The sequence below is a fragment of the Nakamurella deserti genome (genome assembly GCF_003260015.1).
Classification (GTDB): domain Bacteria; phylum Actinomycetota; class Actinomycetes; order Mycobacteriales; family Nakamurellaceae; genus Nakamurella; species Nakamurella deserti.
Genome location: NZ_QCXS01000003.1, coordinates 1,098,373 through 1,112,771, shown reverse-complemented (window position 1 = coordinate 1,112,771; position 14,399 = coordinate 1,098,373). Strand labels below are relative to the sequence as shown.

At 71.6% G+C, this 14,399-nt stretch carries 11 protein-coding genes and 1 tRNA gene; 6 read left to right on the top strand and 6 right to left on the bottom strand.

The features are described 5' to 3' along the window. The first annotated feature begins 361 nt into the window (after positions 1-361). A tRNA-Leu gene (locus DB033_RS18285) sits at positions 362-444 on the top strand. Between the two features lie 160 nt (positions 445-604). Then, a complete protein-coding gene (locus DB033_RS18280) occupies positions 605-1,708 on the top strand; it encodes a hypothetical protein (RefSeq protein WP_111768266.1) in 1,104 nt (367 codons plus the stop codon). Positions 1,709-1,745: 37 nt separating this feature from the next. Here the strand turns inward: DB033_RS18280 and DB033_RS18275 are convergent, their stop codons facing one another. Then, positions 1,746-4,091 carry a putative bifunctional diguanylate cyclase/phosphodiesterase gene (locus tag DB033_RS18275; RefSeq protein ID WP_170315582.1) on the bottom strand — a complete coding sequence of 782 codons (2,346 nt, stop codon included), beginning with the start codon at positions 4,089-4,091 and terminating at the stop codon, positions 1,746-1,748. A 115-nt stretch (positions 4,092-4,206) separates the two neighbouring features. On the opposite strand from DB033_RS18275, the gene DB033_RS18270 reads away from it, so the two are divergent. Continuing rightward, entirely contained in the window at positions 4,207-4,401 is a 195-nt protein-coding gene (locus DB033_RS18270) for a hypothetical protein (protein ID WP_170315581.1), read from the top strand. 67 nt (positions 4,402-4,468) lie between these two features. Here the strand turns inward: DB033_RS18270 and DB033_RS18265 are convergent, their stop codons facing one another. After that, positions 4,469-5,470: a sugar phosphate isomerase/epimerase family protein gene (locus DB033_RS18265; RefSeq protein WP_111768264.1), complete on the bottom strand. Its 1,002-nt coding sequence runs from the start codon at positions 5,468-5,470 to the stop codon at positions 4,469-4,471. Next, complete coding sequence (locus DB033_RS18260) at positions 5,467-6,669, bottom strand: Gfo/Idh/MocA family protein (protein WP_111768263.1); 1,203 nt, start codon at positions 6,667-6,669, stop codon at positions 5,467-5,469. Before DB033_RS18260 ends, DB033_RS18265 begins: the two co-directional genes overlap by 4 nt. 168 nt (positions 6,670-6,837) lie before the next feature. Between DB033_RS18260 and DB033_RS18255 the strand changes: the two genes are divergently transcribed. Continuing rightward, positions 6,838-7,848 (top strand): LacI family DNA-binding transcriptional regulator, encoded by a 1,011-nt coding sequence (locus DB033_RS18255; RefSeq protein ID WP_205843980.1) that lies wholly within the window; start codon positions 6,838-6,840, stop codon positions 7,846-7,848. Between the two features lie 127 nt (positions 7,849-7,975). Here the strand turns inward: DB033_RS18255 and DB033_RS18250 are convergent, their stop codons facing one another. Continuing rightward, a complete protein-coding gene (locus DB033_RS18250; protein WP_205843979.1) occupies positions 7,976-8,440 on the bottom strand; it encodes a MarR family winged helix-turn-helix transcriptional regulator in 465 nt (154 codons plus the stop codon). A 587-nt stretch (positions 8,441-9,027) separates the two neighbouring features. Here DB033_RS18250 and DB033_RS18240 point away from each other — a divergent pair. Further along, positions 9,028-9,531, top strand: a complete 504-nt coding sequence (locus tag DB033_RS18240; protein ID WP_157970787.1) for a DUF4383 domain-containing protein — start codon at positions 9,028-9,030, stop codon at positions 9,529-9,531. Between the two features lie 72 nt (positions 9,532-9,603). Continuing rightward, positions 9,604-11,031: an APC family permease gene (locus DB033_RS18235; protein WP_111768259.1), complete on the top strand. Its 1,428-nt coding sequence runs from the start codon at positions 9,604-9,606 to the stop codon at positions 11,029-11,031. A 243-nt stretch (positions 11,032-11,274) separates the two neighbouring features. Here DB033_RS18235 and aceB read toward each other — a convergent pair whose 3' ends face one another. Together aceB and aceA are read right to left on the bottom strand one after the other, a co-directional pair. Next, complete coding sequence (aceB, locus tag DB033_RS18230) at positions 11,275-12,960, bottom strand: malate synthase A (protein ID WP_111768258.1); 1,686 nt, start codon at positions 12,958-12,960, stop codon at positions 11,275-11,277. A 59-nt stretch (positions 12,961-13,019) separates the two neighbouring features. Beyond that, entirely contained in the window at positions 13,020-14,354 is a 1,335-nt protein-coding gene (gene aceA, locus DB033_RS18225) for an isocitrate lyase (protein ID WP_111768257.1), read from the bottom strand. Positions 14,355-14,399 lie beyond the last annotated feature (45 nt).

Genomic DNA, 14,399 nt, shown 5'->3' with positions numbered 1-14,399 from the left:
GCGGTCTGACTGTGAGGTTAATGGTCGGGGTTGTGGTTGGACCTGCCGCGACGCGACCGGGATCGAGCTGTGACCGCAGCCGTTGGTGGACGTGTGGCGGCGGCGGGAGTTGCGTGGGAGGGGGATTCCGGGGGGTCGCGCCGTGGAGGTGGCCGGGTCGTCGTGGAGTCGCGCGGGGTCGGGCGGGGTGCCGAGTTGCCCACCGGATCGGGGTCTGCCCGTCCTGCGGGGTGAGCAGAGCCCGCTCGGTGGGGCGGCTCCGGCGCGTGTGGTGAGGGGCGGGTGCGTCGGTGCCGCCGGGGTTCGGCATCCGGCGATTTGGGTTGCCGTGGCGGCCGGTGATAATCTCGTCGGGTTGCTCGCGCGAGTGGCGAAATGGCAGACGCGCACGGTTCAGGTCCGTGTGTCCGTAAGGACGTGGGGGTTCAACTCCCCCCTCGCGCACTCTGGTTGAGACAGACGACCAAGCCCCTGACCCGGCGGTGATCCCGCCCGGTCGGGGGCTTGTGTCGTTTTCGGCCCGGCCGTTCCCCGGTCGCCGGGCGGGAACATTCTCCCGCCCACGCCACTCGCACCCCCAGGACCATGACCTGGAGGGTGTGCGGTGACGAAGACCTGGCGCGCGGCGGTGGCGATGACGGTGCTCACGGTGGCGGTGGCGGGGTGCGCGACGGCGACCGGCTCGGCGGTTGCGGCCGTGGACCCGCCGGCGGCGGGTGCCGGCTCGGCGCCGGTGACGCAACACGACGGCTGGACGGTGGGTGGCGCGCTGGCCCTGCTGCCCGCGACGGCGCTGCCCGCGGGGGAGGCGTTCGTGACGGTCGGCGATCTCGTCGGGGCGTCCGGACACGCGGGGGTGGAGCACCCGGCCGGGGCGGCCGGGTCGATCACCGTGCTGGAGTGGGCGTCGGCGGTCAGCGCGCCGCGCGCCGACGCGACGGTCGCGGCGCTGCTGCCGGAGGTGGCCCAGCCCGCTTCGCTGGCTCTCGCGGACGACTTCCGGGCCGAGGTCGGCTGGAACCTGGCCGATGTGGAGACCTTCGCCGAGATCACGGCGCCGCCGGACCGGTTCAGCGTGCTCACCGGCCCGATCGACGAGGCCGACCTGACGGCCGCGATGGGGACGCCGGTCGAGGGCGTGTGGAGTGTCGGCCCGGACGTCGACGGCCGCCAGGATCTGGCCGGGCGGACCGTGGCCCGGCCGCTGGGCGAGGGACTGCGGACGGCGTCGGCCGACGGTGCCGTCGCGGTCTCGCGCGCCACCGCGCCCCTCCGGCAGTGGGTGGCGGGCGGCGGGCGGACCCTCGCCGAGGACCCGTCGCTGGCGGCCCTGGCCGCCGCGCTCGACGAGCGTGAGGTCTACGCGGCGGTGCTGGTGCCGGACGCCACCGACGCGGTGGGGGAGCACGCGGCACTGGCCCCGTTCGGGGCGATGGCCGTCGGGTTGGCCGTCGAGGACGGCGTGCCGGTCCTGGTGGTGGCGTACCGGTACGACACCGCCGCCGCGGCCGCGGGCGACGTCGCCACGCTCACCGACCTGGTGCGGAACGGGGCCGCCGCCGACGGTCGGCCCTGGGCGGACCGGCTCGATGTCGGCGAGGTCAGCGCCGAGGGCGCCGTCCTGACCGGCTCCTTCACCGTGCACGGGCCCCCGTCGGTGGCCTGGCAGCTGATCGCCACCCGGGACGCGCTGGCGACGCACCGCTGAGGCGGCCGGCGGTGTAAACCGGACGCGCGACCGGAGATCAGCGCGCGACCCGCAGCACCCTGGGCGGCCCGCCGGTCGGCGCGACACTGGCGCGCACCTGGGCGGCGAGGTCGGCGGGCCGCTGGGCCCGGCCGAACAGGTAGCCCTGGCCGGTGCGGAAGCCCAGCTCGACGAGGCGGTCGCGCTGGTCCAGGGTCTCGACCCCTTCCGCGACGAGACCCAGCGACAGCCCGCGGGCGATCTGCACGATCGCCGCGGGGATGGTGTCCGCCGCCGGGCCGCGACCGAGGTCCTCGGTGAACGACCGGTCGAGCTTGAGGTGGTCGACCGGGAACCGCCGGAGGTAGTTCAGCGAGGACCAGCCGGTGCCGAAGTCGTCGAGGCCGATCACCACCCCCGCCGCCCGCAACCGGCGCAGCCGGAGCCCGACCTCCTCGTCGTCGATCAGCACGCCCTCCGTCACCTCGACGGTCAGCAGCGCGGCCGACACCGCGGCGCCGACGAGCACCGCGAGGACCTCGTCCTCGATGCCCGGCTGCTGCAGCGTCCGCCCGGAGAAGTTGACCGCCATGTGCAGCGTGTTCCCCGGTACCTCACGCCGCCACGCCGCCAGCTGGCCGACGGCCGCCCTCAACACCAGACGGTCGACGTCGACGATGAGCCCGGATTCCTCGGCGAGCGCCAGCCAGTTCAGCGACGGCACCATCGAGGCGCCGTCGGTCGTCCACCGGGCCAGCGCCTCGAAGCCGCGCAACGTGCCCGTCGACAGGTCCACCACCGGCTGGTACCAGGGCTGCACCGACCCGTCCTGCACCGCGGCCGCCAACTGGTTGCGCACGTCCAGCCGCTCCATCAGCACGGCCGACATCCCCGGCTGATACCGCCGCCATCCACCGCCGGCCCGCTTGGCCGCGTACATGGCGACGTCGGCCTCCCGGAGCAGATCCGACGTCGAACTCCGCCTGCTCTCCGCGGTCGTCACCCCGAGGCTGACCTGGGGCCTCAGAGACCGCCCGGAGAACGACACCGGCTCGTGCAGCGCTGCGAGCAATCCCTCGGCGACCGACTCGAAGGATCCGACCACGAGGATCGCGAATTCGTCGCCACCGAGCCGGGCCACCAGATGCCGGCCTCCGAGGTGGTCCCGCATCCGGCTGCCGAGCTCGCGCAGCAGGAAGTCGCCGGCTTCGTGTCCGAGGCTGTCGTTGATCGACTTGAAGTCGTCCAGGTCAAGGAACGCGACCGACGGTGCCGCTCCACCGTCCCGCCAGGCGCGCATCGCGGTGTCCACCCGGTCGACGAAACGGGTGCGGCTGGCCAACCCGGTCAGCGGGTCCTGGTCGACCCGTTCCCGGAGCTGCGCGGCGACCCGCTCGCGGTCGCCCAGGGCGGCCTCCAGGGCCCGGCTGTGGTCGCGCAGCTGGACCGACCGTTGCTCGGCGATCCGCAGCAGTCCGACACCCCGGGCGACCACCAGCACCAGCAGCAGCGACATCGCGCCGACCGCGAACACCTCACCCACCGGGGCGTGCTCCTCGTTGCCGAGGTGCTGGTGCAGCAACAGTGCCGCGGGAGCGAACGCCGGGATGAGCAGCGCCTGCAGCCGCCGGTGCGTCGACGACCCGGGTGGTCGCTGCATGCGCTCGGTGAGCCGCGTCATCGACGGGTGCAGCGCGGCGGCGCCGAACATCAGGTCGACCAGCAGCCACCCCACGTCCAGCGGCCCACCGGGGACATAGCTGCCGATGGCCTCCTGCATGCCGTAGGCGGTGTCGACCCCGACCAGGGTGACCAGCGCGCCCACCAGCAGCAGATACGACGGGTTCACCGACGCCCGGCCGACGAGCATCCGCAGCACCATCAGCAGCAGGCCGAGGTCCAGCAGGGGATAGAGCAGCGCCACGGTCACCGCGAACGGTGAGCCGTCGCTGCGCACCACGACCGGTTCGATGAGCGGTTCCCACAGGAGGGTGGCGGCACCGATGGTCCAGATCGACGCGTCGACCCACGCCGTGCGGTCAGGGCGGCCCAGCGCGGCCAGCATGCTCCCCAGCATCAGGAACAGCACGGGATAGAAGGCCAGGTACAGCCCGTCGACGAAGGACGGGAAGGGCACCGAGCCGGCGACGTCGGCGTAGATGTCGAACGCGATGTCGCCGGCGAGGCTGATCGTCAGGCCGGCGGCGAGGAGCGACCAGGGGAGCCGGTTCGCCGGCCGGTGCGCGCGTATTCCGTGCAGGATCGCGAGGATCACGACCACGGAGACGCCGCTGTAGAGCCACGACTGGAACCTCTCGGGCACTACCGGATAGGCCAGTGACGCTGCTGCCACCACCGCGCAGTACGCAGCCGTCACCGCACGCACGGGGCCTCCGAGGGTCACGAAAGGACAACCCATCGTAACGATAGGTGACGCATCGTGTCTAGAGGCGACCTGACCCGGCTCGCCCCGTTCCGGTGCTGCGTACCGTGAGCGTCACGGCGACCGAGGAGCGGACATGGGCAGGACCGGCATGATGATCGGCGGCGCGGTGCTGATCGCGCTGGGGGTGCTGTTCACCCTGCAGGGGCTGGGCTACGTCGGCGGATCGGCGATGAGCGGCTCCACGACCTGGGCCGTGCTCGGACCGCTCATCGCGCTGGTGGGAGTGGTGCTGTCGGTGGTGGGGGCCCGGAAGTCGCGGACCCGCTGACCGGGGCCCGTCGGACGACCCGGGGCCCGCTCCCGACGGATCGGGTACGGGCCCCGGCGCGGGGGGTTCAGCGACCGAGTGCGGCGTCGGCGTCGAGCAGCACCTTCGCGGCGACCTCGAGCCCCTCGATGCGGCCCAGCTCGGTGTCCTCGTGCTCGATGTTGACCAGCATGTCGGGGTCGACCTCGTGCAATGCGCGCAGGAACTCCGTCCAGAACGCGGTGTCGTGGCCCTTGCCCAGCGCGACGAAGTCCCAGGCGGCGGGAGTGGGCCATGCGTTGGCCCACTCGTCGCCGCCCAGGTTGGTGCGCGCCTCGTCGGCAGACAGCCGACGGAAACTGTTGTCCAGCACACCGTTGAGAGCGGCGGTGTCGGCGTTGATCCGGACGTCCTTCGCGGCCGCCTGGTAGACCAGACGACCGAGCTTGCGCACGACGGCGACCGGGTCCATCTGCTGCCAGAACAGGTGCGAGGCGTCGAGCTCGACGCCGACGTGCTGCACGCCGGCCCGCTCGACCAGCATCAACACGTCGGCGGTGTTGAAGACCAGGTTCTGCGGGTGCAGCTCCAGCGCGACCTTGACGTCATGGTCGCCAGCGAGCGCGTCGATCTCCTGCCAGAACGGAACGGCGACGCCCCACTGGTAGTCCAGCACGTCCAGCGCGGCGGAGTTCCAGGCGTTGACCACCCAGTTGACCCGGGTCGCCCCGGGCTCGCCGCCGGGCAGCCCGGACATGGTGACCACGCGGTGCTGGCCGAGCCGGTGCGCGAGCCGGATGGAACGGCGGACGTCCTCGGCGTGCTTGTCGCCGATGGCGGGGTTCGGGTGCAGCGGGTTGCCGTTGCAGTTCAGGCCGGCGATGGCCACCCCGGTGCCCTCGAAGAGGCCCAGGTAGTCGTCCCGGGCGGTGTCGGAGACCAGGATGTCGTCGAAGGTCGGGATGTGCACCGGCGGCAGGAAGCCGCCGGAGTTGATCTCGATGCCGGTCAGGCCCAGGTCGGCGACGACCTTCAGCGCCTCGGGCAGCGGACGGTCGTGCAGGATCGCGTTGTAGACGCCGAGCTTCATGCGGACACTCCCTGGGTGGCGACAGTGGCGACGGTGGCACCGTTGTTCGCCGCGGACTCGGCGACGGCGGCGAGCAGTTCCATGTTGTGCACGCCCTCGTCGAAGGTGGCGCAGCGCGGCAGGCTCTCGGACTCCGGGACGCCGGCGACCTCCTCGAGGAAGGCCCGCGCCTGGTAGGCGAAGGCGTCGTTCTGGCCGAAGCCGACGCTGGGGGCGTCCATGGCCAGGCCGCCGGCGATGTAGGGGTGCTCCGGGCCGAGGATGACCTGGCGGTAACCGTTCTGGGCGGACTTCCCCTCGCGCAGGAACAGCTCGATCTCGGCCGGGCGGCGCTGGTCGAACTTCGCGGCGCCGTTCTCGCAGAACACCTCGAAGATGAGGCTGTTGGCGTGGCCGGCGGCGACCCGGGAGACCTCGAGCGCCCCGACGCCGTTCTCGAACGTCGCCGAGAACGCGGCGTAGTCGTCGTTGGTGACCGGCTCGAAGACGTCGGAGACCTCGGCGTGGTCGTGGCCCATCACCGCGCCCAGCGGCACCGGCCGCTCGGTGATGACGGTGGACAGCTGTCCGCCGCTGACCGAGGTCATGGCGCCGCAGAGGAACTCGGACACGTAGGCCAGGTGGCTGCCGACGTCGGCGAGCGCCCCGGAGCCGGGTTCGCCGGCGAAGCGCCAGCTCATCGGGCCGTGCGGGTCGCAGCCGTAGTCGGTCCAGTACCGCCCGGAGAAGTGCAGCACCTCGCCCAGGTCACCGGACCGGATCAGCTCACGGATGTAGGCGATGCCGGGGGTGCGACGGAAGGTGAAACCGACCTTGGCCACCGAGTTCGCGGTGCGGGCGGCGTCGGCCATCGCCCGCGCGTCATCGAGGGTGTCGCTGAGCGGCTTCTCGCACAGCACGTGCTTGCCGGCGGCCAGCAGGCCCTCGACGACCTCGCGGTGCAGCTTGTTGGCGATGACGACGCTGACCACGTCGACGTCCGGGTTCTCCGCGATCGCCTGCCACGAGGCGTCCCAGCGCTGGTAGCCGAACCGCTGGGCGGCCAGCGTGCCGAAGTGCTCGTTGACGTCGCCGATGGAGACCAGGCGGATCTCGGGCAGCGTCGGGCTGTAGAGCGCGGACGCGGTGCGGTAGGCGGCGGCGTGGGCCTTGCCGGCCATGCCGGCACCGATGACGGCGACGCCGAGACTGTCGGCCATTCCATCTCCTTTGACGGGGGTCTTCGCCCGATGGGGCGGGCTGTTGGAGCGCTCCAATGGAGCGCTCCAACAAGGTACGATGAGCGCCCGGGGCTGTCAACCACGTCCCGGCGGTCTCTGTGGGTGACGATGGGACCTCGAGCGATCGGAGTGCGGGTGGACGGGACGGTGACGGGCGGCGTCGGCGACCGGCCGCCGCCGACGATCTACGACGTGGCCCGGGCGGCTGGCGTCAGCAAGTCCCTGGTCTCGCTGGTGCTGCGCGACTCACCACAGGTCAGCGCGACACGACGGGCTGCCGTGCACGCGGCCATCGCGGAGCTGGGTTACCGGCCGAGCCGTGCGGCCACGGTGCTGGCCAGTCGTCGCACCCACAGTGTCGAGGTCCTGATCGACGACTACCGCAACCCGTCCTTCGTCGGGTTGGTCCGCTCGATCCAGGGCGAGCTGTCGGGGCGCGGGTACCACCTCGCGGTCTCCGACCTGCAGCTCACGGCCTCCCAGGCGCGCGCCGACCTCGACAACCTGGCCGCCCGCGCCGACGGCCTCGTGCTGGCCGCCGAGCCCGACAGCGCGCTGCTCGCGACCTGGCGGGGGCCGACGGTGGTGGCCGGCTGGCGCGAGGTGATGCCGCCGCAGGCGGACCTCGTCACGGCCGACGACGAGGCCGGTGGCCGGCAGGTGGTCGCGCACCTCCGTTCGCTCGGGCACCGGCGGATCGGCCACCTGTCCGGGGCCGGCGGTCCGGCGGCCCGTCGGCGGACCGGGTTCGAGGAGGCGGTGGCCGCCGCCGGCGTCGATCTCCGGTTGTCCAACACCGCGGGTGGCACCACCGAGGAGGACGGCTACCGGGCGGTCGCCGCGCTGTGGGACCGGTTCCCCGACACCACCGCGGTGTTCGCGGCCAACGACTCGATGGCTCTCGGCGCGCTGGCGGCGTTGCGTGAGCGCGGTCTGTCCGTGCCGGCCGACGTCTCGCTCGTCGGGTACGACAACTCGCCACTCGCCCAGTCGCGCTACCTCGACCTGACGTCGGTGGACGATCGCAGCGAGACGGTGGGTATCGGCGCGGCCCGGGCGCTGCTCGCCCGGATCGACGACCCCACCCTGCCGACCACCCGCACGCTGCTGGAGCCGGTGCTGGTGGCGCGGGGAACGTCGGCGCCGCCGGCCTCCTGACCGCTCGCGACTCCGGCGGCTCCGGACCCTGCGGACCGGGTCCGATGGGGACGGCGGTCGGCCGGTGGTGCGCACCGCACCCGACCCGCTGGGGCCCGGCGGTGCGCGGCGGGGCGACCGAGGGGTCTCAGCAGGCGTCGGGGTCCATGGTGGCGGTGATGCGGTCGGCGATGACCCCGAGCTGGGCGACCTGCTCGGGGGTGAGCGGGTCCATCACATGGCTGCGGACCGCGTCGACGTGGTCCGGGGCGGCCGCGACCATCCGGGCGCGCCCGTCGTCGGTGAGCGCCATCAGGATGGATCGGCGGTCGTCGGGCGACGGCTCCCGGCGGACCAGTCCCTGCGCCTCGAGTCGCCGCGCCACGTGGGACAGCCGCGAGACCGAGCCGTTGGCGAACGCCGCCAGGTCACTCATCCGCATGCGGTGGTCGTGCCGGTCCGACAACGCGGCCAGCACCATGTACTCGAAGTAGGTGAGCCCGGACTCGCGCTGCAGGCGGCTGTCCAGCGTCGACGGCAGGACGACCATCAGCTTGGCGAGCGACATCCAGGTCGACAGCTCGGCGGCCGACAGCCAGCGGGGTTCCTCCATGCCGTCCACCGTACCCAGTTGTTTGACGGTTCAACTTTCAGCGGCGACCGTCGGCGTGGAAGTTCAACTCATCGACGAGTGGCTGGAGCTGTCCGGAACGTGGTGTGGTGGATCGTCGCCGGGTTGACGGCCGCGGCGTACCTGGGTGCGGGCTATGAAGCTGTCCCAGCCGAGGCAGAAGTTTCAGAGCTCGGGTATGAGCTGGGCCGGGGACTCACGCCGGCCGCCGTGCAGACGATCGGGGCGGCCGAGGTGCCCGGCGCGCTGGGACTGATCCTGCCCGCGGCGTCGGACGTCGCCCCCCGTGCTGGTGCCGATCGTGGCGTCCGGACGCGTCCTGATGATGGTCGGGGCGGTGGTGACCCACGTCCGCCGGCACGAGGCGGGCGCCGCCGTGCCGGGCGCCGTCCTCGGGTTGCTGTCGCTGCTCGTCGCCGTGCTGCGGTTCGGGCCCTACGCCTTCCGAGTCCAGCCCGGCCGGCGGGGTTTGACCGTCCGGCTGTCGGGCACCAGTGAGAGTGCGGATGTCCAACCGGTCGGCAGCCCGCTCTGTCGCGCGGGTCGCGGCGCTGTCCCAGGAGGCCCTGATGCCCCGACCGTCCATCGGTCCCGTGCCCAACTCCGAGCCCGGACGGCTGCCCATCCAGCAGGCGGCGCTCGTGTTCGGAGTCGTGTTCCTCGTCCTCGGCGTGCTGGGGTTCATCCCCGGGATCACCACCGACGCCGGCGGGGCCGACTTCACCGAACACGGCGGACGGTTGTTCGGCGTCTTCGGCACCTCGGGTCTGGACAACCTGGTGCGCCTGGTCTTCGGCGTCCTCGGCGTGGTCCTGGGCCTGCGGTCGGCGTTCGGCAGCGCGGTGTACCTGGGTGTCGGCGGCGTCTTCTACTTCCTGATCTGGCTGTATTCGGTGCTCGCCGATCCGACGGTGAGCAACGACGGCATGGGCATCGGTGCAGCCGACTGGGCACTCAACACGGTGCTGGGTCTGGGCATGGTCGTCGTCGCCGTGATCACCCGGCCGCGCCGGGCCGGCCGGACCCCGGAGCTCAACGACCCGCCCTTCGACGCCAACCCGACGCCCAACTGACGTCCGCCCGCGCGTGACGCGGGACTGTGTGGTGCACTGACGCCCTGCGTCGTTCACCCACAGGGAGATCCGATGGCCGCGTCCGACACCGAAACGTCCGCAACCCGGTCTCCCCGCGAGCAGCCCGCCCTGAAACGGGTGATGGGACCCAAGCTCCTGCTGCTGTTCATCGTCGGTGACATCCTCGGCACCGGGGTCTACGCCCTGACCGGCGACGTCGCCTCCGAGGTCGGCGGCGCGGCCTGGTTGCCGTTCCTCATCGCCTTCGCGGTCGCCATGGTGACGGCGTTCAGCTATCTGGAGCTAGTCACCAAGTACCCGCAGGCGGCCGGGGCGGCGCTGTACACCCACAAGGCGTTCGGCATCCACGTCTTCACGTTCCTGGTGGCGTTCGTGGTGATGTCGTCCGGCATCACCTCGGCGTCGACGGCGTCCCGGGCGTTCGCGTCCAACCTCGTGGAGGGGTTCGAGCTCGACCTCGGCGACAGCGGGGTGCTGTTCATCGCGCTCGGCTTCATGGCGCTGGTGGCGCTGGTCAACTTCCGCGGGGTGGGGGAGAGCGTCAAGGCGAACGTGGTGCTGACGCTCATCGAGCTGTCCGGGCTGCTGCTGGTGATCATGGTCGGGCTGTGGGCGTTCGTCGACGGCGACCCCGACTTCTCCCGGGTGGTGGCGTTCGAGTCGGCGCAGGACAAGGGCACGTTCCTGGCCGTCACCACGGCGACGTCGCTGGCGTTCTTCGCGATGGTGGGCTTCGAGGACTCGGTGAACATGGCCGAGGAGACGAAGGACCCGGTGAAGATCTTCCCCAAGGTCATGCTCACCGGGTTGACCGTCACCGGCATCATCTACGTCCTGGTGGCGATCGTGTCGGTGGCGCTGGTGCCGGTCGGGCAGCTCGCCGACAGCGACACCCCGCTGGTGGAGGTGGTGCGGGCCGGCGCGCCGGGGCTGCCGATCGGCGACATCCTGCCGTTCATCTCGATGTTCGCGGTGGCGAACTCGGCGCTGATCAACATGCTGATGGCCAGCCGACTCATCTACGGGATGGCCAGGCACCGGGTGCTGCCGCCCGTGCTGGGCCGGGTGCACCAGGACCGGTGCACGCCGTGGGTGGCGATCCTGTTCACCACCGGACTGTCGGTGCTGCTCATCACCTACGTCTCGCTGGCGTCGTCGGACGCGGTGGCGGTGCTCGGCGGGACCACCTCGTTGCTGCTGCTCGCGGTGTTCGCGGTGGTCAACGTGGCGGTGCTGGTGCTGCGGCGCGACACCTCGGCGACGAAGTACTTCCGGGCGCCGACGGTGCTGCCGGTCATCGGGGTGGTCGCCTGCGTGTTCCTGGTGACGCCACTGTCGGGCCGGCCGTCCACGCAGTACGTGCTGGCCGGCTGGGTGCTGGTGATCGGGCTGGTGCTGTTCGGGGTGACGCTGCTGATCAACCGGCGGCTCGGGGTGAAGCCCGAGGGGCTCGGAGACGCCGAGGAGCTCCAGGGCTGAGGACAGCGCGTCGGCGGTGCGGCGACCGGCGCACGCCTCGGGAACGGCAGACCCGGCAGGTCCGATCGTCCGCGCGGTCATCACCGGAGATCCGGGAGAGGCCTCCAGGGTCCGAGCTGGCGTGGAACCGGCCCGGGTGGCAGACCGACGTGAGGACGCCCCCTACCCGGCTCTGCGACGGCCACCGCACCACGCCCCGCCCGGGAATCCCGGACGGGGCGAGGTGCGGCGCGGACCCGCTGATCAGTGCGTGGCGCCCACCAGTTCCGGTGCGGGGAACGGTCCCTGGATGGAGCGCCGCAGGTCCTGCCGGGAGATCGGGCCCTTGGGCTGCAGGGGCCGGTCGATGAGGTACCGGACGTAGGCGTACGGGGTGAAGAAGTCCGGCAGCTCCTCCTTCATGGCCGCTTCGATGAACACGTCGCGGGCCTCCTCGACGTGGCGGTGCTCGCGGTCGGTGGTGACCGTCTCGTGCAGGCCGTCGACGACGTGCTCGATGATCTCGTCGACCAGTGCCGGGGTGATGACCAGGCCCTCGGCGGTGCGGGTGCGGTGGTGCAGCCACTGCCAGATCTGGGTGCGCGAGATCTCCACGGTGGCAGCGTCTTCCATCATGGAGTCGATCGCGACCGCGCCGGCGCCGCCGACCCAGGCGTACAGGTAGCGCAGGGCGACGGCGATGTTGGTGCGCACGCCCGAGATGGTGACCCGGCCGGGGGTGGTTCCCAGGCCGAGCAGGTCGTCGGCGGTGATCCGGGCCGGCCAGTGCTGCGCGTCGTCGTGCGGCCTCCCGGTGAACGCGTCCAGGCAGATCCGGACGAGCGCGGGGTGGGCGACCCAGGAGCCGTCGAAGCCGTCCTCGGCCTCGCGGGCCTTGTCGGCGCTGACCTTGGCCAGGGCCTCGCGGGTGGCCTGCTCGTCGTCGCGGGTGGGGACGAAGGCGGCCATTCCGCCGATGGCCTGGGCACCGCGGCGGTGGCAGGTGTCGACGAGTAGCTCGGTGTAGGCCCGCATCATCGGGGTGGTCATGGTGATCGAGGAGCGGTCGGGCAGCACGAACTCCGGTCCGCGGCCGGCGAAGGTCTTGATGTAGCTGAAGATGTAGTCCCAGCGGCCGGCGTTCAGGCCCGCCGAGTGCTCCCGCAGCTCGTACAGGATCTCCTCCATCTCGAACGCGGCCGGGAAGGTCTCGATCAGCACGGTCGCGCGGATGGTGCCGACGGGCAGCCCCAGCAGTTCCTCGGCGCGCAGGAACAGGTCGTTCCACATCCGGGCCTCCAGATGGGACTCCAGCTTCGGCAGGTAGAAGTAGGGGCCGGCGCCGGTGTCGATGAGCCACTGCGCGTTGTGGAACAGGTAGAGCCCGAAGTCGACGACCGAGGCGGGCAGCGGACGTCCGTCGGCGGACAGGTGCTTCTCGCACAGTCGCCAGCCGCGGGGGCGGACCATCACCGTCGGGGTGGTGTCGCCGACCTGGTAGGTGCGGCCGTTGTCGTCGGTGAAGTCGATGGTGCCGCGCAGCGCGTCGTGGAGGTTGAGCTGGCCGTCGATGACGTTGAACCAGCTGGGCGCGGTGGAGTCCTCGAAGTCGGCCATCCAGACCGAGGCGCCGGAGTTCAGCGCGTTGACGGTCATCTTCTTCGTGGGCGGGCCGGTGATCTCGCAGCGGCGGTCGGCCAGGCCCGGTGCGGTCGGGGCGACCTGCCACGACGGGTCGTCCCGGATGCCGGCGGTCTCGGGCAGGAAGTCCGGCTGCTCGCCGGCGGTGATCCGCTTCTGCCGGTCGTCCCGGGCGATCAGCAGCTCCGCGCGGCGACCGGCGATCGCGGCGTCGAGCTTGCCGACGAACGCCAGCGCCTCGGGGGTGAGGATCTCGTCGAAACGGGGGTGCATCTCGCCGCGGATGCTCGGGGTCTTCAGGTTCAACATGGGGGTCTCGTCTCTGGACGGTGTCGCTGTGACAGGGGAGTCGGGGGCGCCGGGTCGGCTCAGTGGAACTGCTGCTCCTCGGTGGAGCCGCTCATCGCGAGGGTGCCGGAGTTCGGATTCAGGGCGGTGGCGACCTTGTCGAAGTAACCGGTGCCGACCTCGGCCTGGTGCTTGACCGCGGTGTAGCCGTTGCTCTCGTCGGCGAACTCGGCTTCCTGCAGCTCGACGTAGGCGCTCATCCCGGACCGGGAGTAACCCTGCGCGAGGTGGAACATCGAGTGGTTGAGCGCGTGGAAACCGGCCAGGGTGATGAACTGGAACTTGTAGCCCAACTCGCCGAGTTCGTCCTGGAACGTGGCGATCTCGTCGTCGGACAACGCCGCCCGCCAGTTGAACGACGGCGAGCAGTTGTAGGCGAACATCTGGTCGGGGAACTCGCGGCGCATCTCGGTGGCGAACTCCCGGGCGAGACCCAGGTCGGGGGTGCCGGTCTCGACCCAGATGAGGTCGGAGTAGGGCGCGTACCGCTTCGCCCGGGCCAGCACCGGCTCGATGCCGTTGCGGACCCGGAAGAAGCCCTCCGCGGTCCGCTCACCGGTGATGAACGCGGCGTCGGTCTCGTCGACGTCGCTGGTGAGCAGGTCGGCGGCGAGCGCGTCGGTACGGGCGATGACCAGGGTCGGCACGTTCTCGATGTCGGCGGCGAGTCGGGCGGCGTTGAGGGTGCGGACGTGCTGGCTGGTGGGGACCAGGACCTTGCCGCCGAGGTGGCCGCACTTCTTCTCCGAGGCGAGCTGGTCCTCCCAGTGCACGCCCGCCGCACCCGCGGCGATCATCGACTTCATCAGCTCGAAGGCGTTGAGCGGCCCGCCGAAGCCGGCCTCGGCGTCGGCGATGATGGGCACCAGGTAATCGGTCCCGGCCTTCCCGGTGGAGTGGTCGATCTGGTCGGCGCGCAGCAACGCGTTGTTGATCCGGCGGACGACGGCCGGCACCGAGTTCGCCGGGTACAGGCTCTGGTCCGGGTAGGTCTGGCCGGACAGGTTGGCGTCGGCGGCGACCTGCCAGCCGGACAGGTAGATGGCGTCGAGCCCGCCGCGGACCATCTGCACGGCCTGGTTGCCGGTCAGGGCACCGAGTGCCCGGGTGAAGGTCTTGTGCTGCAGCTGGTCCCAGAAGCGCTCGGCGCCGCGACGGGCCAGCGTGTGCTCCTCGGTGACGGTGCCGCGGAGGCGCACGACGTCCTCGGCGCTGTAGGTGCGCTCGATGCCCGACCACCGTGCGTCTACCGCCCACTCCGCCCGGAGCGCCTCGGCGTCGGCGGCGATGGTGCCGGCGGGAGCCGTTGCGGCGAAGCGGGTCTCGGTGATCGGCGACGACAGCGTGGCGGTCATGAGCGGTCCTTTCGGGGCCGTGGGAACGGGTGCTCCATCACCGTC